General features: G+C 43.5%; 26 protein-coding genes, 1 tRNA gene and 1 riboswitch. Of the genes, 18 read left to right on the top strand and 9 right to left on the bottom strand.

Annotated elements, in window-relative coordinates:
* Positions 1 to 166 precede the first annotated feature (166 nt).
* Positions 167 to 367, bottom strand: a complete 201-nt coding sequence (locus tag FD05_RS02800; protein ID WP_039932882.1) for a hypothetical protein — start codon at positions 365 to 367, stop codon at positions 167 to 169.
* A gap of 197 nt (positions 368 to 564) precedes the next feature.
* On the opposite strand from FD05_RS02800, the gene FD05_RS02795 reads away from it, so the two are divergent.
* From FD05_RS02795 to FD05_RS11930, 4 genes are all read left to right on the top strand, one after another.
* A complete protein-coding gene (locus FD05_RS02795; RefSeq protein ID WP_051990609.1) occupies positions 565 to 843 on the top strand; it encodes a hypothetical protein in 279 nt (92 codons plus the stop codon).
* Positions 844 to 875: 32 nt separating this feature from the next.
* Positions 876 to 1004, top strand: coding sequence for a hypothetical protein (locus FD05_RS02790; RefSeq protein WP_020281199.1), 129 nt, complete (start codon positions 876 to 878; stop codon positions 1002 to 1004).
* 371 nt (positions 1005 to 1375) lie between these two features.
* Positions 1376 to 2266, top strand: coding sequence for a 3-hydroxyacyl-CoA dehydrogenase (locus FD05_RS02785; protein WP_020281200.1), 891 nt, complete (start codon positions 1376 to 1378; stop codon positions 2264 to 2266).
* A gap of 194 nt (positions 2267 to 2460) precedes the next feature.
* Positions 2461 to 2637, top strand: coding sequence for a tyrosine-type recombinase/integrase (locus FD05_RS11930; RefSeq protein ID WP_081637861.1), 177 nt, complete (start codon positions 2461 to 2463; stop codon positions 2635 to 2637).
* A 163-nt stretch (positions 2638 to 2800) separates the two neighbouring features.
* Here the strand turns inward: FD05_RS11930 and FD05_RS02780 are convergent.
* Positions 2801 to 2872 (bottom strand) — tRNA-Arg (locus FD05_RS02780).
* 51 nt (positions 2873 to 2923) lie between these two features.
* On the bottom strand, positions 2924 to 3253 hold the full coding sequence (locus FD05_RS02775; RefSeq protein WP_020281201.1) for a hypothetical protein: 330 nt from the start codon (positions 3251 to 3253) through the stop codon (positions 2924 to 2926).
* A gap of 173 nt (positions 3254 to 3426) precedes the next feature.
* Between FD05_RS02775 and FD05_RS02770 the strand changes: the two genes are divergently transcribed.
* From FD05_RS02770 to FD05_RS02760, 3 genes are read left to right on the top strand one after another with little or no spacing between them, the layout of a single operon-like run.
* On the top strand, positions 3427 to 4074 hold the full coding sequence (locus tag FD05_RS02770; RefSeq protein WP_039932884.1) for an NAD(P)H-hydrate epimerase: 648 nt from the start codon (positions 3427 to 3429) through the stop codon (positions 4072 to 4074).
* A gap of 56 nt (positions 4075 to 4130) precedes the next feature.
* Positions 4131 to 4694 carry a M15 family metallopeptidase gene (locus FD05_RS02765; RefSeq protein ID WP_020281203.1) on the top strand — a complete coding sequence of 188 codons (564 nt, stop codon included), beginning with the start codon at positions 4131 to 4133 and terminating at the stop codon, positions 4692 to 4694.
* Positions 4695 to 4718: 24 nt separating this feature from the next.
* Entirely contained in the window at positions 4719 to 6599 is a 1881-nt protein-coding gene (locus tag FD05_RS02760) for an FAD/NAD(P)-binding protein (RefSeq protein ID WP_020281204.1), read from the top strand.
* A 125-nt stretch (positions 6600 to 6724) separates the two neighbouring features.
* On the opposite strand, the gene FD05_RS02755 is transcribed toward FD05_RS02760, so the two are convergent.
* Positions 6725 to 7354 carry an LVIS_2131 family protein gene (locus FD05_RS02755; RefSeq protein WP_039932887.1) on the bottom strand — a complete coding sequence of 210 codons (630 nt, stop codon included), beginning with the start codon at positions 7352 to 7354 and terminating at the stop codon, positions 6725 to 6727.
* Between the two features lie 268 nt (positions 7355 to 7622).
* Between FD05_RS02755 and FD05_RS02750 the strand changes: the two genes are divergently transcribed.
* On the top strand, positions 7623 to 8558 hold the full coding sequence (locus FD05_RS02750) for a linear amide C-N hydrolase (RefSeq protein WP_020281206.1): 936 nt from the start codon (positions 7623 to 7625) through the stop codon (positions 8556 to 8558).
* Here the strand turns inward: FD05_RS02750 and FD05_RS02745 are convergent.
* Complete coding sequence (locus FD05_RS02745) at positions 8550 to 9356, bottom strand: Cof-type HAD-IIB family hydrolase (protein ID WP_039932889.1); 807 nt, start codon at positions 9354 to 9356, stop codon at positions 8550 to 8552. The genes FD05_RS02750 and FD05_RS02745 overlap by 9 nt on opposite strands.
* A gap of 109 nt (positions 9357 to 9465) precedes the next feature.
* Positions 9466 to 9555: riboswitch (TPP riboswitch) on the top strand.
* Between the two features lie 136 nt (positions 9556 to 9691).
* Between FD05_RS02745 and FD05_RS02740 the strand changes: the two genes are divergently transcribed.
* The 5 genes from FD05_RS02740 (at position 9692) to FD05_RS02720 (ending at position 13044) form a co-directional block, all read left to right on the top strand.
* Positions 9692 to 10282 (top strand): ECF transporter S component, encoded by a 591-nt coding sequence (locus FD05_RS02740; protein WP_020281208.1) that lies wholly within the window; start codon positions 9692 to 9694, stop codon positions 10280 to 10282.
* Positions 10283 to 10299: 17 nt separating this feature from the next.
* A complete protein-coding gene (locus tag FD05_RS02735) occupies positions 10300 to 11730 on the top strand; it encodes an ATP-binding cassette domain-containing protein (RefSeq protein WP_020281209.1) in 1431 nt (476 codons plus the stop codon).
* Complete coding sequence (locus FD05_RS02730; protein WP_020281210.1) at positions 11727 to 12380, top strand: energy-coupling factor transporter transmembrane component T family protein; 654 nt, start codon at positions 11727 to 11729, stop codon at positions 12378 to 12380. The genes FD05_RS02735 and FD05_RS02730 overlap by 4 nt, the downstream gene beginning before the upstream one ends.
* Before the next feature lie 86 nt (positions 12381 to 12466).
* Positions 12467 to 12781, top strand: a complete 315-nt coding sequence (locus tag FD05_RS02725; protein ID WP_020281211.1) for a hypothetical protein — start codon at positions 12467 to 12469, stop codon at positions 12779 to 12781.
* Between the two features lie 77 nt (positions 12782 to 12858).
* The gene (locus FD05_RS02720; RefSeq protein ID WP_020281212.1) at positions 12859 to 13044 is read left to right on the top strand and encodes an LBP_cg2779 family protein; all 186 of its coding nucleotides are present in this window, start codon (positions 12859 to 12861) and stop codon (positions 13042 to 13044) included.
* 226 nt (positions 13045 to 13270) lie between these two features.
* On the opposite strand, the gene FD05_RS02715 is transcribed toward FD05_RS02720, so the two are convergent.
* The 4 genes from FD05_RS02715 to FD05_RS02700 all read right to left on the bottom strand — a co-directional run bounded on the left by FD05_RS02715 (position 13271) and on the right by FD05_RS02700 (position 16235).
* Entirely contained in the window at positions 13271 to 13498 is a 228-nt protein-coding gene (locus tag FD05_RS02715; RefSeq protein WP_020281213.1) for a zinc ribbon domain-containing protein, read from the bottom strand.
* A 5-nt stretch (positions 13499 to 13503) separates the two neighbouring features.
* Positions 13504 to 13869, bottom strand: a complete 366-nt coding sequence (locus FD05_RS02710; protein WP_039932892.1) for a cell envelope integrity protein TolA — start codon at positions 13867 to 13869, stop codon at positions 13504 to 13506.
* Between the two features lie 11 nt (positions 13870 to 13880).
* Entirely contained in the window at positions 13881 to 15044 is a 1164-nt protein-coding gene (locus FD05_RS02705; RefSeq protein ID WP_039932893.1) for a hypothetical protein, read from the bottom strand.
* A 207-nt stretch (positions 15045 to 15251) separates the two neighbouring features.
* Complete coding sequence (locus tag FD05_RS02700; RefSeq protein WP_275452781.1) at positions 15252 to 16235, bottom strand: asparaginase; 984 nt, start codon at positions 16233 to 16235, stop codon at positions 15252 to 15254.
* A gap of 80 nt (positions 16236 to 16315) precedes the next feature.
* Here FD05_RS02700 and FD05_RS02695 point away from each other — a divergent pair, with 80 nt between their 5' ends.
* The 5 genes from FD05_RS02695 (at position 16316) to FD05_RS02675 (ending at position 20571) form a co-directional block, all read left to right on the top strand.
* Entirely contained in the window at positions 16316 to 16687 is a 372-nt protein-coding gene (locus tag FD05_RS02695) for a hypothetical protein (RefSeq protein ID WP_039932894.1), read from the top strand.
* Between the two features lie 86 nt (positions 16688 to 16773).
* Positions 16774 to 17862: an ABC transporter ATP-binding protein gene (locus FD05_RS02690; protein ID WP_020281218.1), complete on the top strand. Its 1089-nt coding sequence runs from the start codon at positions 16774 to 16776 to the stop codon at positions 17860 to 17862.
* An 11-nt stretch (positions 17863 to 17873) separates the two neighbouring features.
* A complete protein-coding gene (locus tag FD05_RS02685; protein ID WP_020281219.1) occupies positions 17874 to 18683 on the top strand; it encodes an ABC transporter permease in 810 nt (269 codons plus the stop codon).
* Positions 18683 to 19504 (top strand): ABC transporter permease, encoded by an 822-nt coding sequence (locus FD05_RS02680; protein ID WP_020281220.1) that lies wholly within the window; start codon positions 18683 to 18685, stop codon positions 19502 to 19504. The genes FD05_RS02685 and FD05_RS02680 overlap by 1 nt, the downstream gene beginning before the upstream one ends.
* Positions 19501 to 20571, top strand: a complete 1071-nt coding sequence (locus FD05_RS02675; protein ID WP_020281221.1) for an ABC transporter substrate-binding protein — start codon at positions 19501 to 19503, stop codon at positions 20569 to 20571. The genes FD05_RS02680 and FD05_RS02675 overlap by 4 nt, the downstream gene beginning before the upstream one ends.
* The last annotated feature ends 27 nt before the right edge of the window (positions 20572 to 20598 follow it).

Below are 20598 nucleotides of genomic sequence, written 5' to 3'. Positions count from 1 at the left end.
CGATTGACTTATTATACCCTCTCTTAAAAGTTGTCTCAGGAACTAGCTTACATCCAAATTGATAATTACAAAACAAGAAAAGTGATAGCCAATCCATCCGGCTATCACTTTTCTTATTGATCAACATTCAATTTTCCTGTATCCATCCATATGTATGAAGCAAACTTCACTCGTTGCTGCTTTTAAGATTGTGATCACCATCATAATGATCATCCCCATTTTCAAGAAGATAACGTTTAACTTCCTCAGGATCAGATATTTCGGGAATATTAGACTCCCTAACCGCTTCGGCCAGCTTTGCACTCAGCTCTTCGCGAGTCTTATCCCTATCAGTCATGCCAATCACCTCATTTACATTATAACTCATTCACTTTTGCATCCCTCCCTCCCAACAAGACTCCCTAACGCACGGTTTTACGTATACTTGATTGTAACCGTGCGTATGAGGGATGCACCTCAGACAAACACCCATATGATGGGAATCCTAATTGCGGCTTGTACCCAAAAGCGTGCGTTAGATCGATAAACAGTTCTGATTGGACCAATATATAGATAGTCTTATATTTGGTCTCAAAAAAATATATATGCTACTATTATGGCATGGAGACTCAAACTTCCAACCAGAAAATTAATTACGCGATTGATTTACGTGCTGAGTTCTATGGAGGAAAGCAAATAAAGAATTTAGAGAAATACACTCATGATGTGACTGATGACATGGATGCGTTTTTTGCTGATATGATGCAGGACTCTAGTTATCGTAATGGAGTCAATGCTAAAAAACACAAGTTAGCAAGTGCTGCAGCCGTTTTAGAAGCTCGTGAATCCAATTGCGAAAATTGAAAAGAAAATTAGAAAGTGATGGTCAAATTACTATGAAACGAACAGCTATAGAAACAAGTGACTTCTGGAAAGTTGTCGATGAACAAGAAAAGAAATATGGCAGCGTCGAAACCCTAGAAGTTAATTGGGGCGAAGATGTCGGTTCGGAGAATTTTGACTAATTGAATTACATCAGGGGGACATCCTGTTCATCAATCTTAATCTCCCAAAGGTTATTCATAATTAAGTGTCTCACTTATCCACCAACATACGAGGTGGTGGTTTCCTTTTACCAAAGTTTAAAATTGGCTAAAAGACTCCGACATGAGATAATTTAGTTAGTAGAAAAACACTTCTACTGCAACGGGCCTAGTGAACTGTTCAGCGAGCGATTTTGTGGAGAGATCGTTTCGCACAATGCTAACCGTCAATCCCTGTTAATTGACGGTTTTTATATGCTCTCGATGAGCTCTTTGATTGCTTTTTGAATTCCAGCAGTTATACTTATGCTGTATATAAGTAACCGCTTTCATTTAACAAGGGGGATTTAATCATGACAATCAAAAACGTAACGGTTGCAGGTAGTGGTGTGTTGGGCAGTCAGATTGCTTTCCAAACCGCGTTTAAAGGATTCAACGTAACTGTTTATGATATTAATGAAGAAGCAATTAACAAAGCTAAAGATCGAATTAAGGGCTTACGTCATTCATATAAGCAGGATATTGCAGCCACCGATGAGGATTTTGAAAAAGGTTTAGCTAATATTAGTTACAGCTGGGATTTAGCAAAAGCTGTATCAAATGCTGACTTGGTCATTGAAGCTATTCCGGAACGTCCAGATATCAAAAAAGACTTCTATAAGAAGCTCGCCAAATTGGCACCAAAAGAAGCCATCTTCACTAGCAACTCATCAACCTTGATCCCAAGTATGTTCATGGAAGATACTGGTCGTCCAGCTCAGTTCCTAAACATGCATTTTGCTAACCAAGTTTGGCTGAATAATACTGCTGAAATCATGGGCTCACCAAAGACCGATCCTGACATTTACAAGGAAACCGTCCAATTTGCTCGTAACATCGGCATGATTCCAATTCAGCTGAAGAAGGAACAACCTGGTTACATTCTGAATTCAATGCTAATTCCATTGCTTAACGCTGCACAGTATCTTTGGGCAGATGGTGTTGCAGATCCACAAATGATTGACAAAACATGGGTGGCTGCCACTGGAGCCCCATTCGGCCCGTTTTCAATTATTGATATTATTGGTGTTCGAACTGATTACAACATCACCTTAGAAGAAGCAAAATCTAACCCGAAACTTGAACCAGCAGTTAAAAAGTTAAAAGAAATGCTTGATGAAGGTAAATTGGGCAAAGAGGCTGGCGAAGGCTTCTACAAGTATCCCAACCCAGCCTATAAGCAAAAGGACTTTTTAAAGATTTAGCAAAATTAAGTTAAAAAGTATAACTGAACCACCAATTAATTTGATTGGTGGTTTTTATGCTCCCCATCTGCCATCTCTGGTATTATTATCACCGAATTTGAACTTAATCATCAAATATCTGCATCAGACAAATATTGTCTTCCTCGAAAATAGGGGGACGCTTTCCTCATTTGTTCCAAGCATAATCTGCTAGTATATGGAAGACTAAGCAAAAAGCTTTCCTGCAAAGCAATGGTTCAACTACCATCAAGATCATCGACAGGTTCCAGTTGAAACGAATTTCACCGCATGGTCTTAGACACACAGTTGCCACACTACTGAGTCAATCAGGCATCCCTATCAAGCAAATTCAGATGCAGCTGGGTGATTAAGATGCGTCAATTATCTTAAATACCTACACCCATGTGGATGAGGAAATCAAAAAAGAAACCACTCAAAAATTCAGCAGTTTCTTAGCACTTTAAACATTTTTCGGTGAATTTTCGGTGAAAAAAATAAGAACCCTTGAGATACCAAGGATTCTTGCCTATATTATGCGTCCCCCGAGAGTCGAACTCGGATCATGAGGACCGAAATCTCATGTGCTATCCATTACACTAAGGACGCCTTACATCATTTAATTATAGCGTTTACTGCATAATAATACAACCATCAAGTCTATGAGAATTCCGCCGCAGCTTTGTCAGCCTGATCCTCTAAGTACCACATTAATTTGTTGCCGTCTTTTTCAAAATCGGCTTCGAATGAATCGCCCATTGGTGGGATTTTCTTCAGCAAGTCATGATGAACACTCTTAATCTGAATCTCTTTGCCGACCAACTCACCAGTGTCATAATGACCTTCTTCAGCTTCATCGAGATACCCTTGAAAGGCATCCTCAATCACCTGCTTCATCAGTCCGTCCCTGGTTATTTCCGGGTGACGGGCTTTTTCGATGGCAAATTTATCTTCAAATTCATGCATATTTTCTGGAAAATCTAGTGACATGATCTTACCTCCAACTTTTCTTTACAACTTTCATTATAATGCAGTCAAATGCGAAAAAACACGTATATTGTTTGTAGACGCTCCAAACAGTATATAAGGCTTGCATTCACGTGACAAATAGCCCAACATATAAGGTATGAAATGCTTTCATCATTAATATGGGAGGTAATATGATGACACAAACAATTACAGTTGAAGAATCGCGCGAACTAGACGATAAAACGATTAACAAAATCGGCATCCCTTCCATGGTCCTCATGGAACGTGCCGGGCTGAAGATTTATGAAAATATGCTTGATAACAAAGATCTCGATTTAAGCAACGTCCTCATTCTGGCCGGAACCGGCAACAATGGCGGTGACGGCTTAGTGGTCGCCCGTCTGTTGGCCACCCATGGCTACAAAGTTTCCATCCTGACCATCGGCAACCCCGACCACGCCAGCGATGACCATAAGAGCCAGCAACACATTTGCGACTACTACCAAATTCCCAAAGCTTTTATGAATGCCAATTTTGATAAATACACGACCTTGGTCGATGCGTTATTTGGCAGCGGCTTGTCCCGCAACGTTGGTGGCGACTTTGCGACAATCATCGACAAAGCCAACGCCTCGGCCGCAAAGGTTCATGCGATCGATATTCCATCCGGCCTTAATGGCGACACCGGTGAAGTCATGGGGACGGCTATCAAAGCCACTTCGACTTCTACCATTGCCTATCCAAAGATCGGCATGCTTAAAGAACAGGCCAAACCATACACCGGCAAAATTTATGTCGATGATATTGGCATTTATCGTGGAAATACATTTGAAAATGAATAATTATTAAACTATTATTAACTTAACTAGAATTCTCTAATACTTGCGGAGGTGCCCTCATGGCTGATAAAAAGACTCAAGGCTACATTAACGTTCACGACGTCGACCCAGACATCATTTTTGACTTGAAGTACGCAACCAGCGATAATTTTACGCACCAGGTGGTGTATGATTTCGACCAAGCAATTTCTCGAATCGATACGGTTAAGAAGCTCGGCAATGCCAGCAAGGATCTCAAAGCGCAAGGCTACCGGATTAAAATTTGGGACGCCTATCGCCCGACTTACGCCCAAAAGCGGCTATTTGAAGTATATCCTGATCCCATTTGGGTAGCGCAACCGGATCCTAATTTCAGCCACCAAAAAGGTGTCACCTTTGATCTGACATTAACCGATCTGGACGGCAATGACATTGAGATGCCAACGCCGTTTGACGATTTCACGGGTGCTGCTAAACGCAGTGAAAAAGCATCATGGACACCAACCGCCCAAAAGAACTACGATATTCTTAATGATGCAATGCATAAAGCCGGTTTTGTCGGTTACGAAAATGAATGGTGGGACTTCCGTGATTCAGATGCGGACGAATTTGGCCCCTTAGAGGTCGATCCAAAAGATTATTAAATTGAGATAGTGGGAGTATATGACATGAAAGTTGGAATTATTGGAGCTGGTCCACGGGGGATCTTAGTGACCTCCCAATTATTTAATCAATATAAATATCACAGTGAGCAGACTGAGCCATTGTCAATCACGCTGTTCGATCCAACCGGCATTGGCGGCCGGGTTTGGCGCACTGACCAATCAGATGAACTGATTATGAATAGTGCCGCCGACCAAATCACCCTCTTCACAGACGCCTCGGTCAATATGTCGAGCAAAGTCTATGACGGCCCTTCTTTGTTTGAATGGGCAAGAAGTGATGAGGCCAATCAGTACTTGGCAGCACATGGCTATTCGCCAGATATCATTGCGGCAGCCGCTCAGCTGAAGATCAACGGCTACGCACCGCGGGTCTTATTTGGGGCCTATATCAAATGGTTCTACGATGATTTAATCAGCCAGCAGCCAACCGAAATTTCAACTTCGCTGATGAAGGCACAGGTAACTGATTTAACTTACAATGCGGACCACAAACCGGTGATCAAAACAGCTGACGGCACGTACACATTTGACAAAGTTGTCATGAGCCTGGGTCAACAGGACAACTACCTCAACGATGAGGAACAGTCGCTCGCCACTTATGCACAGGAAAATGCGTTAACTTACATCGCGCCAACTCACCCCGGCGACGCTGATTTAAGCGGCATCCCTGCCGGTGAGCCCGCCATCATCCGGGGCCTTGGCCTCAGCTTCATCGACTACGTGTCCGAGTTAACCCTTGGACGCGGCGGTCATTACATGCAAAACGAAGATGATAGTTTATTTTACCAGCCATCCGGACGTGAACCACGGATCATCGCGGGTTCCGGCCGTGGCATCCCCTACTATCCAAAGCCAATCAACGAAAAGGGCTATGGCGAGTGCGAAGTACCAAAGTTCTTGACCAAGAAAAATATCCAAAAGAACTCAGTGGATGGCAAGCTACCGTTTGATAAGTTCATGGACCTATTGTTATCTGACTTAGAGTTAGTCTTTTACAAATTAACCATCAACGACAAATATCCTTATAAGAGCGCCAACGAATTTGAAAAGGAATTCTTGAGTAATCCAGACAAAAGTGCAGTTCTCAAGCAGTTTGGTTTTCAAGAAGAGGACGCCTTCGAATGGGATTACATCATCAATCCTTTCAAAGATGTTCATGCAATTGGCACGGAAGATTATCAATCCGTTCTGATTAATTGGCTGAATAGCGAAATTGTGGATTCAACTAAAGGTTCTAAGACTGGGCCACTAGCTGCCGCCAGAGACTTGCTGCGGGACTTCCGACCAACTTTCCGACAAATGTTTGTTGATAACTGCTTTACCAATCAGGATTATGTTGAAAAATTCTGGGGCAATTTGGACTCAGTGATTAACTTCTTAATCATGGGACCGCCAGTTATCAGAAGCAAACAATTATCTGCTTTGATTCGCAGTGGCGTTGTGACCATCTTGGCACCTGGTATGCAGGTTAAAGGAACAGATGGCTGGTTCGTAACCGCCTCTCCAAAGCGGAATACCGATAAATTTAGATCCGCTACCTTGGTTGAGGCACGGGTGCCAAAGGCCAATCTTGATATCACGGCCAACCCACTACTGGAAAGCTTGGTTGACACCCAACTCGCTCGTACTCGTCGTTTACCAATTAATGGCGAAAATGTTGGTGTGAATGCCGTGGATGTTGATCCAGACACCGACCAATTATTGGATATTAATGGCGACGTCCAACCAGACGTTTATATCTGGGGCGTGCCATTGGATGGCTTACGTTATGTGACTAACGCAGCCCCACGACCTGGCGTCAACGATACCAACCTTCAGACAGCGGATAAGTTAGCTGCTGAAGTGCTGGGATTGCCGACTGCTAGTGATGTGGAAATGGATTAGATTTTTAAAATTTGAAATAGTAAAGCGGACATCCTTTTTGGGTGCCCGCTTTTTTGGCTTGGTTTTAGCTCTGAATTTCGTTTGCTAACTTAGCTACTCCGAGGACGGCTCGGGATCTCCCGGAGCTAGTCGCCCACTACATACATGAACGACTTATCCGGAATCCGAATCAAACTAAATCGATCCGCTTGTCGTCCTGCATGGAGGCCGATTCCGTTGAACAGATTCTTCTTATACGTTGTGGTAACCGTCGCTACCCACGCGTGCTGGTACCGGGTATCCAAATGATCGAGCCACTCCTTGTTCCATTTGTATGTTTCAGCTTGAACATTCAAATTACTCTTGCCATACACAATCGTCGCGTTGGTGCTATTAACTAAGTATTTACCGCCGTCAACATAATATGTGTAATTCTGGATTGGTTTTCGGCCGTTGCCAGTTCTTACCATGACATAGTCGGACTGGTCTGCCCGATAACGGATAATCAATGGTTTATAAGCATAACTGGTTGTGATTCGGCTCTGGTCCATCTTTTTGACATCCAGGAAAAATGTCGAATACGCCATTCCCCACAAGAACAGCAAAAATACGACCAGTTCGCCAAATGAAATCCAAAAGTTATGCCAGGTAAAACTCTTCTTTTCAGTCACGATCAAGCGCAAGCGACGGGCTCGCATATCGTGAATAATATATGCAAAATAGATGATTAGGAGCAGCCACAAAGCCATCCCAACTAAATTCCAGGCGGATTTCATAATCATTCCCCTTTTTTCTTCTTATTAAGATTAAGTTTACACTAAATAATTAGAGAGTGCGAGCAGGAGCGGGAATAATTGGAGCATAAGCTTACCGCAATCAAAATCGAGTTTGATTTTGATTGTGGTAGGCTTATGTGCAGATTATTGCTCCTGCGAGCACGTTTAGTGTAATCAGCCACAAACAATCTGTCATAGCCCCGTTCTTATTTCGTGTTATATTTGACGTATATTGTACTAACTAAAATCAGCCAACGAGGTGACCAATATGTGCACCAGTCTCACATTACAAACGTTAAATGAACACGTCCTACTTGCCCGAACCATGGACTTTCCGGTCAAGGCGGCTTGGAAACCAGTTCTCATTAATCAGCCCAATTATGAAACCGCTTTATCCGGCAAGCGGCCCATCAAATACCCATACATTGGCGGTGGCCGCACCGAAGAAAATGACAATATTTTAGTGGCCGACGGCGTTAATACTCAGGGCCTCAGCTGTGCGGAGTTAATGTTTCCCCTCAAAGCCCACTACTTAGATAAAGAAGTCGACGGCAAGCTGAACCTGACCCCACAAGATTTTCTGCCATGGGTCCTTGGTGAGCACGCCTCTCTCGAAGAGGTCAAAACTGACCTCGACAACATTGCCTTGATTGGCAAATACTGGATGGCCGGCCGCGAAGTCTTCTCATTTCATTGGATTCTCACTGACAAATCGGGGCAAACACTCATCCTTGAGCCAACCGTCAACGGCTTGGAAATCATCGACAACTCGATTGGTGTCATGACCAATTCACCAACTTATCCGGAACACATGGCCAGACTGGAGAAAAAGCTCGGCGTTGATAATGAGCAGGCGTTAACCCCAAAGGCCCAACAACTGATCATGAGCCAAGACTTACCGAAAGCCACCAACACACCGACGACCAGATTCTTGGTCGCCGCAGTGAACAAGCTCGGCGTTCAAGCCAGTCGAACCCAGTTTGAAGCCCGCAACCGTCTTTTCAATGTCTTGGATGAAGTCGCCATCCCCTACAAGCCATCAATGGACGACCATCCCAACTTCAACTACACCCACTACATTTCGGTATTGGACTCAACCGATCAAACCTATTACTTCAGATATCACGATTCAGATCAGGTTCTCAGTTTTTCATTAGCGGACCTCGTGGCTTTGTATCCAAACACCAGCCGATTTCTAGCCTAAATATTCATCGATTTTGTGTTGGACACCTTGGTCGTTATTGGATTCTTCGGTAACCTTCTCAACTTTTTGAAGTAAATCAGCCGCGGAATTCTTCATCGCATAGCCTTCGCCGGCTGCATTGACCATTTCGAAGTCGTTGCCGTTGTCACCAAAGGCAGCCACATCGTCTAGCCTCAAATTCCAGGACTGCAGCAGCATTTGAATGCCGGTTAATTTGTCAGTCCCATCGACCATTACGTCAAGACCATTCATCCCGGAAGAAATCGCGTTCAATTGGCCGCTGAACTTATGATTAAATTCATCCTGCCGTTTGAGTACGCCGCCTTCTTCCCAAGTGATATCCAGCTTATAAATTGAATCAAAGACCAAGCGCAAGTCAGCCATTGACTGCATGTCTTCGTAAAAATATTTAGATGCCTGGAATCGATCAGCATCCTCAGGTAAATTGCAGTAAGTCCCATTTCTGCCGACCAAAATCACTTCGGCACCGGCAAAACTTGGGGTACTCAAAATCCAATCCAAAGCTTTCTTCAAGATTAAATGATCAATAATTTCTTCATGAACAATCACGCCGCGCTCATCGATGACCAAGGCACCGTTGTTACAAACGTATGAAATTGGGCCGTGGACATTCTTGAACAATCCCAGCAGATGCTGATACTGGTTACTGCTGGCGGAGATGAAGTGCATCCCCTTCTCACCCAACTGATCAAGCTGCTTTTGGAATTGTTCCTCATCAAAAGTCCCCTGATCATTCAAAAACGTTCCGTCCATGTCGCTTGCAATCACTTTCACCACAATTGCTCCTCCTCGTCATTCAAATTTCGTTAAATTGGTTACACTCTTATTTTAAGGGATTAGTTTCGTTTGTAAATTAATTTTATATCTTGTATACTAAATTTGATCATACAACTATCTGGGGTGCCTTATTGGCTGAGAAAAACCCATCGAACCTGATCTGGACAATACCAGCGAAGGGAGCATGCTCCGTTGTATTTAGATGGATAAATTGCAATTAGATGAATTTCTGAGGCCAGGGCAAAACAACCAGTTTTGTGCCTGGCCTCTTTGTGTGCTCAGCTATAAGACCTTCCGTGATTGATTTGATCAAAATCATATTTGGAGGTCTTGTTATGGATAACAAGAGTCAGGCAACCGGCGGCAAAAAGCAAAGCCAATGGACGCTTAGAAACATTATTTTAATTGCATTAATCGCTATTTTTACCGGTATTATTTTTTGGGGAGCCGGTTTCCTGTACACCGGTTTGACCGTTGCTCTTACCCCATTTGGAATGGCACCATTCGCCAATGACCTGTTGATGGGTCTTTGGTGCATGGCCGGCCCACTGACAGGATTTATTATTCGGACATTCGGTTCGGCATTCCTTGGTGAATTCTTAGGCGCTGCCGTCGAAGTCTTTCTTGGTGGTCAATGGGGCGCAGGTGCCTTTATCTCAGGCTTGGTTCAAGGGATTGCTTCTGAACTTGGTTTCACTTTGACCGCATACAAACGTTATGACTGGTTTGGCCTAAACGCCTCAATTTTCACAACTGTTGTGGTCACATTTGCCTGGGACATGATCCGAAATGGTTATGACAAATTCGGTTTGCCATTACTCTTAGGGTTATTTGTCACCCGTTATATTTCCACTTTCATCTTCGCCGGTGTCTTGACTAAGATGATTGTTAAATTATTGGATCGTAGTAAAGCAATTAACTTGTAATTATAGGGGCTTCGATAATGACTGATGTTTCGATTAATCACTTCACTTTCCACTATCCGGAGAGTGATGTTAAGGTATTGAACGATATTAATATCACATTCAAAGATCATCACTTCTCACTGCTGTCAGGTCCGTCCGGCAGCGGTAAATCAACACTGCTGTATTTTATCGCCGGACTGTACCCACATTTTAGCGGGATCGATGCGGTCGGTGACATCAAATTTGGTGACACCAACATCAAAGACATTCCGAAGGAAAAAGTCAGCCAGTCCGTTGCGATGATGTTCCAGAATCCTAATCAGCAGTTTGCCATGGACACCGTCATCCACGAAATGACCTTTGTCCTGGAAAACTTACGGATTGTCCCTGACAAAATGGACGATATCATTACCCACGCATTGGAATTTTGTGGCATCAAACAACTGCGCTCACGGGTCATTAACACCTTGTCAGGTGGCGAAAAACAGCGGGTGGCTTTAGCTTGTATCGTTGCCATGGATCCGCAGGTCATCGTGTTGGATGAACCGTTTGCCAGCATTGATCCGGGATCCCGACTGGATTTGATTAACAAACTGAAGCTCCTGCAGGAAAAGCATGGTAAGACCATCATTTTGGCCGACCATGATTTGACCAGCTACCGGGATTTAGTGGATGAATTCTACTACTTGGATCCAGATACCCATCAGATCAGTCTGTTGGATGACGAGCAAGCTGAACACTTCTTCAAGAACTTTGAATCAACGCAGACCATTAACAAGAAAGTTGAAATTCCAACCGGTGACGATCATTCAATTATCCAGTTGAGTGATTTCAAATTGGATCCACATGACTCATTATTGCTGAAATTGGGGCACTTCGACTTCTACAAGCAGAAGACAACCTTGATTACCGGTGCCAACGGGATTGGTAAGTCGACCATGTTCAATGCGTTGACCAAATTACTGCCGTATGAAGGCACCATTGTCTTTGATGGTAAAGATATTAAGAAAATCCGCCCACTGCCATACGCCAAGAATGTGACCTTGCTCTTCCAAGATGCCGAAAATCAATTTTTAAACATCACCGTCAAAGAAGAACTCGACTTGTCGTTGGCCAACCGCACCAACAAGGCCTACACCCAAACCGATGTCGATGACATGCTTGCACAATTGGACATGGCTGGCCGTGATGAACGGATCGTCTACTCGTTGAGTGAAGGGCAGAAAAAGAAGCTGCAGATTATCGAAATGTTGATCATGAATCCACCAGTTCTGTTGATGGATGAACCCTTCAAGGGGCTTGATTATCACTCGTTGGAAGTCGTCGTTGGTTTCTTGAACCGCGCTAAAAAAGACTTCCACCAGACTCAGATTATTATTTCTCATCAACTCTCTGGCTTGGACACCTTGATTGATTATCACGCCGCCTTTGAAAATCAAAATCTGACTTACCAGGAGGTTATCAAATGAATCCTGGAATGAAATTATTACTAGTCATGCTCATTGCTTTGGAGATTTCATTTACCCAAAGTTTGACCGTCAACGTGATTCTCATTGTTGTCAGCTTCGCATATATTTTGACGCAACACGTCAGCATGAAGGCGTTGTTTGGAATCATCTTTTGGCCGCTGTTCCCAGCCGTTGGATTATTCGTGTCACAATGGCTGTATGGTAGCGCTGGGATTCACTTTGCTTGGATCCTATTCACTCGGATTTACGCCTACGTCTTTTTGGGCGCAACATTCACGTTAACCAGCAGCATCACCGACCTATCGTTGACACTGGAACAGGATTTCCATTTGCCTTCCAAATTCGCTTATGGTGTCCTGGCGGCATTTAACTTAATGCCAAAGATTGTCGAAGAAATTCAAATCATCAAAACTTCGGCATTGATGCGTGGTGAAGCCTTGCATTTCTGGTCGCCGAAGTTGTATTTCAAATCCATTCTGTCATCAATTCAGTGGTCGCAAAACTTGGCTGAGGCTATGACCTCACACGGATTTGTGGAAGACTATGAACGAACCCACTATAAGGTGATTCGGATCACCGCATTGGACTGGACACTGTTCATCGTCCTCTTTGCCATCGTGCAGGTTTTACTATTCTTTATCAGATACTAACAGATACTAAACGCCGATATTCCAACATTTTGTTTTTTGACTTATAATTAAGTTAGAGAAAGAATTATTGGAAGAAGGCGTTTTTTATGCGGGCAAATCAATTTGCGTTTGCGTTCGGTATTTTTGCGTTAGTAGTTGGAATAATTGTTGATATTTATGGGCTCGTCACCCAGTTTGGCTCGCTGGACAGCGCTCAAGTCGTCCTAATCGGATCCATTATTTTAGCGATCGGCCTGGCATTCCTGTCTCTCCCCAATCGGTGGGAACGATATTCCGGCCAGCTGATTGTTGGACTGGGACTTTTTTATTATTTTTATACCCAAACCAACAAATGGTGGGTAGCGCTGATTATCGCAGCAGTCGCCATGGCATTAATGGAATATGGCCTTAAACATCGTTAAAATGTGTCAAAATTTCAATTATTGGTATAATGGATTTATAGAACAAGTTGGATCATGAATTTTGATGGAGGAGAATTATGATGGCAGAAAAATTTAGTACCTTAGCAGAAGAAATTATCAATTATCAAAAGAAGAACGATATGCCGGATACAGCGTTAGCATTTAACCTGCACATATCAGTTGAACGCCTCCACAACATAAAATCAATGGAATCGGACCCTACTCCTGATGAGAAGCGGACGATTGAGCAGTTTGTGAGATAGAGTGCGGACTGGGGCGGTTAGCAACCAGTGTCTAAGGTGCTTTGGGCGGAAATCGAGTTTGATTTTCGTCCGAAGCACCTTAGATGCAGGTTGCTGCCCCAGGGAGCACGTTTCGGCTAGAGAAAAAGCAACCACACAACAACCTCTACCGAAAACCAAAACCACAAACAAACACCACAAAAAGAGCACGAAAAAAATAGGATCGAAGCCCACAAAGGCTTCAATCCTATTTTTTATGCTCATGATCCTGTGATTTTTTCTCCGCCTCATAACGGCTCATCCCCTCTTTATAGGGATTGCCAAACAACTTGCTCAACCCTGTCCACCAAGAATTGGCGTTTTGGCTGTGGTCATCATTTATCGGCAATTTCTTGCCGCAGCTCGGGCACACAACGTCTTCAGGTTTCAACTTCGCACCACAATACGGACAAAATGAAAACTTTTGCTCTGCCATTCTGCTTACCTCGATTGCTGCTGACCTTTGTTGCGGTTGGCATTTCGTTGACGGCGCTTCTCGGCTTCCGCCTGTTCTTTAGCTGCACCAGCCTGACGAATTTGTTCTTCGCGTTCTTTTTTGGCTTTGTCTTCGGCCACAATTTGGTTATGCATAATGTTCATCCGATGAGAAAGAAAGTTCCAGCCACCAATTAAAAACAGCGCGCCGACAAGTGAGTATGGATATGTCCACCAAGGAAAATAGTTGCCATTTTTAAAAACCATTGGGCCAAGAAAATTATAAAGTGCCATCAGGATTGCGACCATCACGGTCATCTGCAATGTATTGGTCAGCCACTTTGGAAATTTAAAGCCCTTCTTTTTTGCCACAGTGCATCCCCCTAATCAATTTCGTTTTCTGTCAGGAAGGCTTTGAAATAATCAAAGGCCATTTCCCGAATATTTTCGATGCCAATCTGTCTTGTCGGCAAGTCGCCATCATCGTCAACGTCGAGCAGCTCAACTGTCAACACCCCTGTCTCCAAATTAATTGAAGTTGGGTATCCGGCAAAGTTGTCTTCATCGGCCGTTTCAAAGCGAATCACCTTTTGATACTGAATCGACTGGGTAATAATATGAACCAAAATATTGTCAGCGTTATCAAATGCGCGGTCAGAATTCAGGACCGGTAAGGCAAACTGCTTGTTATGCTTGTTTTCTGTCACAAATTTATCGATCACTCGTAAGTAATCAGAATCTGTAATAATTCTACCAATATCATCATAACGAATCCAGACGTATCCGCCAAATCGGCCGTTCATATCCACGACCATCATGACAAATTCCTTGAGGTTGCTGGAAATAATCTTACCAACATAAAAATATTTGCGATCGTCATTGGTATCAATCACAACCCAATCACTACTATCGCGTAGCTTCTCAATCTCATCATGGAAGGTAGATGAATCTGAAATGATGACATTTTCTACATGATTCTCTGGTTTGACCATGTCCAATACGTTTTGAAGCAGTTGCAGTTCAGTCCCGCCAAATTCGATGCCACGAATGTCGTCAAATTTAATGTTGAAAACTGGCCGCTTCGAAAAATCGAATTTATTAATATTGGTGAAAGTCAGTCCATCGTCTTGGAGCTCTGAGATCAAGCCTTCATTGTATTTCAGCTTGCCACTCTGTTCCGTAATGATCAGGCCAACCTTTTGCTCATCATGCAAGGTATGAATCACTCGGTCAGATAAAGAATCGCTCATCTTAATTGGCAAATCAAATGCCGGCTGAGAATTTGAATGATGTTTCTCATCAAACTCAATTCGATCCTGCATATTCGCCAGATCATAACTATCTGTATCGATTGATTTAACAGATGAAATCTTCAAATAAACTTCCCCATCCTGAATCCCATAATCGTTGTAGGTCAGCATGATGAAGTCTCGACTGCTTAAAAATTGGATGACACCGGTGTAAACGATGTCGGAATCATTTTGAAACGCATTAATCAACTGCTCATCGATTTGGGCTGTGCGCAGTTTGTCGTATAGGGTTTTCAAGGTGTCACTTCTTTCTTTGGTTTGGTGGTGTTGGTTTGTGGTATTTGTTTTGGTTGGATGTTGCTTTTCCGGGTTTGCTTTTCTCTAGTGGAAACGTGCTCCGACGCAACTGAGGCTAACTTCTAAGTGCACTTCGATTAAAGCCCTAAAACCAGGGTTTCAATCAAAGTACCCTTAGAAACCGCCTCAACCGTTGCTCGTCGCACTCTATGAAATTGCATTCCCCATAAACTCCCGCAACTCATCTCCATGCATATTATCACTCAATCCGACTAAAAGCTTGATTCTTGCCTTCTGCCCATTCAATCCTTGGCAGAGAATCGTTCCCATTTTTCTTAATTGGATGCCGCCACCCTCATAATCGTAAATATCTTGGGCAACTCCGTTATAACATCTTGAAACCAGCACGATTGGGATCTGATTGTCCAACAATCGTTGGATTGCCGGTAATGTCTGTGGTGGCACATTTCCTGCTCCCAGGCCTTCCAGAACTAAGCCCTTGGTATTTTCTTTATTGATCGCATCAAACAGGGTGCCGTCCATTCCCGCATATGCTTTGATCAAATAGACGCCTTCGACCACTTGATTAATGTCGCAGACTTCCGTTTGAATTAATTCCTGGAAGTATTTTGCCTTGTTTTGCGTTACAATTCCAATTGGTCCAAAAGTTGGTGTTCTAAACGTTGCCACGTTGGTTGTATGGGTTTTCGTGACATATCGAGCCGTGTGAATTTCATCATTCATGACAACCACGACACCTTTACCGTATGACTCGTCGGTAGCAGCCACCATAATGGCATTTCTAAAGTTGTACAAACCATCTGAGCCGATTTCATTTGATGATCGCATTGCCCCAGTTACCACAACCGGGATTGTATTTGGCAACGTCAAATCTAAGAAATAAGCCGTTTCCTCCAGTGTGTCGGTTCCGTGGGTAATGACCACGCCGTCGACTCCTTCGTCAATGGCTTTCATGATCCGCTGCTTGATTTTTAACATCACTTCCGGTGTTACATGAGGTGATGGCAAATTGAACATTTCATCCGTTATTAAGTTAATTTGGCCTTTTAAAATCACCTGTTCTTCGGCGATTGGGTTTTCGTCATTTGGGACGACTTCACCCTTCTCATTTTGTGACATTGAGATTGTGCCGCCTGTATGAATTGCAAGAATTGTTTTCATTAATTTCATCCTCCATCAACCTGTTAATCTATACCATTGTACCGTAAAATGGAACTTGTAAACTTACAATCAAGAAAGAAGTGCCAGATATGCCAAATTCCGACCGTTACTATACGCCGCAAGATTCTAAAGATGCCATGCGACAAATCGAAAAATTGTTCAATAAATATAAGGACGCCCCAATTACCCAAGAGCTCGTTACCTACCATCAGAATTTAGTCAACCGTTTGAAGACCGACATCATGGCAGCTGCCAAACAGGAAAATGTCCCGGCTCGAGTTGAATCAATCAACTCAATGATTGCGGTCATGGAACGCTGGCTCAAAGTTCGAATGGCTGGCAATCCGTTTAACGGTAAAATGAAGAATTTCAAATTTGTTGGTGACGAATCCCTGCCGAAATTTAAACGCCACGTCCACAAAATGAATGGCAGCTCCGGACACCGGTCTTCTCGTCATTAATCAAATAGTGTCTAGTCAATTTGCTTGTAGCGCGGTGTATCCAATCGTTATAATTATCGTATTCAATCATATTAGGAGGAAGACCGTTGAGCAAAACCATTGTTGAATTAAAAAACGTCTACAAAAAGTACGACGACGGCTTTACCGCTCTTAAAAATATCAGTTTCAAATTACAGGAAGGTGAATTCTATACCCTCCTTGGCCCCTCCGGCTGTGGGAAAACGACGATTCTTCAATCAATCGCCGGTTTTACCGAGGTGACTTCCGGCCAAGTCCTGTTTGACGGCAAGAAGATCAATGACATCCCCGCCAACAAGCGCCAATTAAACACCGTCTTCCAAGATTACGCACTCTTCCCAAACATGAACGTCTTTGATAATGTTGCTTTTGGGCTTGTCGTTCACAATGCCAAGAAAGATGAAATCCAGACTCGCGTTCACGATGCCTTGAAAATGGTTCAGCTGGAACAATACGCCAACCGGGAAATTAGCGAGCTCTCCGGTGGCCAACAACAGCGAATTGCGATTGCCAGAGCGATTGTCAACCGGCCCAAGGTATTGTTGCTCGACGAACCATTGTCGGCCTTAGACGCCAAATTACGCAAGGATATGCAGTATGAATTACGTGAGCTCCAGCAAAACTTGGGCATCACCTTTTTATTCGTGACTCATGACCAGGAAGAAGCCTTGGCAATGAGTGATGAAATTTTTGTCATGAACAAAGGTGAAATCCTTCAAAAAGGCTCACCGGTGGACATTTATGATGAACCAATCAACCACTTCGTCGCTGATTTTATTGGGGAAAGCAACATTGTCCAAGGAAAAATGGTTGCTGATTACCAAGTTGCCTTTCTGGGTCACCAATTCGAATGTTCTGATGCCGGCATGCGGCCCAACGAACCTGTCGAAGTGGTGATTCGCCCCGAAGATTTGGTGATTACCACTCCGGAAAAAGGCAAGCTCCAGGTGAAAGTTGACACCCAGTTGTTCCGTGGCGATTACTATGAAATTCTCGCCTATGACAAAGCCGGCAACGAATGGCTGATTCATTCAACTAACGCCAGCACAGATGATGCGATTGTCGGACTGACATTTGGCCCTGATGACATGCATATCATGCGTTATAACGAAACTGAAGCCAAGTTCAATCACCGGCTTGAAAGTTACGAAGATTAGGGGGCTGAGAAATGAAGAAAAACTTTCGTGGATTATTTTTCACCCCCTATGTGCTCTGGTTAGCGATGTTTGTCATTGCGCCAGTGGCGTTAATCTTCTACTATTCATTTTTTGATATTCATCACAATTTCACCTTGGCTAACTACCAGGAATTCTTCACTTCCGGTACTTATTTGACGATGACCGCCAACTCGGTGTTGTACGCATTTTTAATCACCTTGTTTGCGATCTTGATCAGTTATCCGATGGCATTAGTTATCAGTAAACTCAAGCACCGCGATTTGTGGATCCTGCTGGTCATTCTACCAACTTGGATTAATTTACTGCTGAAAGCTTATGCCTTTATCGGCCTGTTAAGTCACGACGGTTTGGTCAACGAACTGTTCCAATTCTTCGGTCTTCCGATTCAGCACATGCTATTCACGGACGCCAGCTTTATCCTGGTTGCCGCCTACATTCAAATTCCGTTTATGATTCTGCCCATTTATAATTCATTAACCGATATCAGCAATTCATACATTCGGGCAAGTCGGGATTTGGGTGCAACCAAATGGCAAACTTTGACCAAAGTGATCATTCCGATGACCCTGCCCGGAATTAAATCCGGCATTCAAATCGTTTTCATCCCTTCATTATCACTCTTCATGCTTTCACGCCTGATCGGTGGTAATAAGGTGATCACTTTAGGGACTGCCGTTGAGGAACATTTCCTCACAACCATGAACTGGGGAATGGGCTCAACGATTGGGGTCGTCTTGATTATCTCGATGGTGATTGTCATGCTGCTGACGAATACGAAACGTAAAAGGAGGCGGGCATAGTGGAAGATAAAGCCTCCAGAACCGGTAAAATTTATATCACAATTGTCTTTTTACTTTTGTATATTCCCATCGTTTACCTCATCCTGTACTCATTCAGTAAAGGGACGACGATGACCAATTTTCAAGGATTCTCGCTGAAACATTACGGCGAACTCTTCGCTGATAAACGAATGCTGGCAATCTTCCTTAACACGATTTTGATTGCCCTGCTTTCATCCGTCTGCTCAACGATTATCGGAACTATGGGTGCCCTGGCTGTTCACAACGCCAAACGTCGGCACGAACGGGAAACCCTACTGTCACTCAACAGCATCCTGCTAGTGTCACCGGATGTTATCATTGGTGCCAGCTTTCTGATCTTTTTTACGGCATTGAAGCTGCCACTAGGATTTTGGTCAGTGTTGCTAAGTCATATTGCATTTGAAATTCCAATCGTCTTGCTGTTAGTATTGCCACGACTAGATGAAATGAGTCCATCCATGACCAACGCTGCCATGGATTTAGGGGCAAGTCCATCCCAGATCTTAAGCAAAATTGTCCTGCCCTACATTCAACCGGGGATCATCGCCGGCTTCTTCATGGCGATTACCTATTCGCTAGATGATTTTGCAGTGACCTTCTTCGTAACTGGTAACGGCTTTACCACCTTGTCAGTTGAAATTTACTCACGGGCTCGCCAAGGTATCAGCCTGGAAATCAATGCGTTGGCCGGCATTATGTTCATCTTCTCGCTGATTTTAGTTGGTGTATATTACTTGATTGAAACCCACAACACCGGCAATGGCGCTAAGAAGAGCATTGTGGAGGTGACTGATCGATGAAAAAATTTCTCGCAGCATTCATCGCAATTCTGGCTCTTTGCGGCGGCCTGGCATATGGCAGTAATCAGTTGACCAAATCCACAGGCGACACCGGCAACAAAGTTCTCAACCTCTACAATTGGGGGGATTATATTGATCCAGCCCTTCTCACCAAATTCCAGAAGGAAACCGGCTACCACGTTAATGTGGAAACTTTCGATAGTAACGAAGCCATGTATACCAAAATTAAGCAGGGCGGTACCAGTTATGACCTGACCGTCCCAAGTGAATACATGGTTGAAAAAATGAAGACAGATCACATGCTGATCCCGCTGGATAAATCACGGCTGACCGGCATGAACAATTACGGCTCATCTTTCATGAACAAATCGTTTGATCGGGGCAACAAATATTCAATCCCCTATTTCTGGGGAACCTTGGGAATTATTTACAATGATCAATCCATCAAACCCGGTTCGTTGGAGCATTGGAACCAGCTTTGGAGTACGAAATATCGGAATGATATTATGTTGATCGATTCAGCCCGTGATATCATGGGCTTCTCGCTGATTTCAATGGGCAAATCAGTGAACACCACCAATTCAGCTGAGTTGATCAAAGCCAAAGACAAGCTCAATCAACTGTCACCAAACGTCAAAGCGGTGGTTGCTGATGAAATCAAGATGTACATGGCCGAAGGTGAAGCCCCGGTAGCAGTTGACTGGTCCGGTGAGGCATCAGAAATGATGTCGCAGAATTCACATTTGCATTATGTGGTTCCGACTGAAGGCAGTAACATGTGGTTCGATAATCTGGTTATTCCAAAAACTGCCAAACATTTTAAAGCAATTTATGCCTTCCTGAATTTCATGAGCAAACCTGAAAATGCCGCTCAAAATGCCGAGTATATCGGTTACTCAACTCCGAATACAACAGCATACAAATTGCTTCCTAAGAATATCCGGGATGACAAACAATTCTATCCGGACCAAAAGGTGATCGACCGCCTGCAGGTTTATAGCAACCTCAGCCCGCAAAAGGTTCAGGAATATAACGATTTGTATTTGGAATTCAAGATGCACCATTAATATTTGTTAATCATTCTTAATTGGTCT

It is taken from the genome of Lentilactobacillus otakiensis DSM 19908 = JCM 15040 (genome assembly GCF_001434145.1).
Taxonomy (GTDB): domain Bacteria; phylum Bacillota; class Bacilli; order Lactobacillales; family Lactobacillaceae; genus Lentilactobacillus; species Lentilactobacillus otakiensis.
The sequence above is the reverse complement of the archived record's forward strand: the minus strand, read 5'-3'. Positions and strand labels throughout refer to the sequence as shown.

Bases quoted from the DNA above. Each gene is read 5' to 3' on its own strand.
- FD05_RS02800 (WP_039932882.1), bottom strand. From the start codon at position 367: ATGAGTTATAATGTAAATGAGGTGATTGGCATGACTGATAGGGATAAG.
- FD05_RS02790 (WP_020281199.1), top strand. From the start codon at position 876: ATGAAACGAACAGCTATAGAAACAAGTGACTTCTGGAAAGTTGTCGAT.
- FD05_RS02785 (WP_020281200.1), top strand. From the start codon at position 1,376: ATGACAATCAAAAACGTAACGGTTGCAGGTAGTGGTGTGTTGGGCAGT.
- FD05_RS02775 (WP_020281201.1), bottom strand. From the start codon at position 3,253: ATGTCACTAGATTTTCCAGAAAATATGCATGAATTTGAAGATAAATTT.
- FD05_RS02770 (WP_039932884.1), top strand. From the start codon at position 3,427: ATGACACAAACAATTACAGTTGAAGAATCGCGCGAACTAGACGATAAA.
- FD05_RS02765 (WP_020281203.1), top strand. From the start codon at position 4,131: ATGGCTGATAAAAAGACTCAAGGCTACATTAACGTTCACGACGTCGAC.
- FD05_RS02760 (WP_020281204.1), top strand. From the start codon at position 4,719: ATGAAAGTTGGAATTATTGGAGCTGGTCCACGGGGGATCTTAGTGACC.
- FD05_RS02755 (WP_039932887.1), bottom strand. From the start codon at position 7,354: ATGAAATCCGCCTGGAATTTAGTTGGGATGGCTTTGTGGCTGCTCCTA.
- FD05_RS02750 (WP_020281206.1), top strand. From the start codon at position 7,623: ATGTGCACCAGTCTCACATTACAAACGTTAAATGAACACGTCCTACTT.
- FD05_RS02740 (WP_020281208.1), top strand. From the start codon at position 9,692: ATGGATAACAAGAGTCAGGCAACCGGCGGCAAAAAGCAAAGCCAATGG.
- FD05_RS02735 (WP_020281209.1), top strand. From the start codon at position 10,300: ATGACTGATGTTTCGATTAATCACTTCACTTTCCACTATCCGGAGAGT.
- FD05_RS02730 (WP_020281210.1), top strand. From the start codon at position 11,727: ATGAATCCTGGAATGAAATTATTACTAGTCATGCTCATTGCTTTGGAG.
- FD05_RS02725 (WP_020281211.1), top strand. From the start codon at position 12,467: ATGCGGGCAAATCAATTTGCGTTTGCGTTCGGTATTTTTGCGTTAGTA.
- FD05_RS02720 (WP_020281212.1), top strand. From the start codon at position 12,859: ATGATGGCAGAAAAATTTAGTACCTTAGCAGAAGAAATTATCAATTAT.
- FD05_RS02715 (WP_020281213.1), bottom strand. From the start codon at position 13,498: ATGGCAGAGCAAAAGTTTTCATTTTGTCCGTATTGTGGTGCGAAGTTG.
- FD05_RS02700 (WP_275452781.1), bottom strand. From the start codon at position 16,235: ATGAAATTAATGAAAACAATTCTTGCAATTCATACAGGCGGCACAATC.
- FD05_RS02695 (WP_039932894.1), top strand. From the start codon at position 16,316: ATGCCAAATTCCGACCGTTACTATACGCCGCAAGATTCTAAAGATGCC.
- FD05_RS02685 (WP_020281219.1), top strand. From the start codon at position 17,874: ATGAAGAAAAACTTTCGTGGATTATTTTTCACCCCCTATGTGCTCTGG.
- FD05_RS02675 (WP_020281221.1), top strand. From the start codon at position 19,501: ATGAAAAAATTTCTCGCAGCATTCATCGCAATTCTGGCTCTTTGCGGC.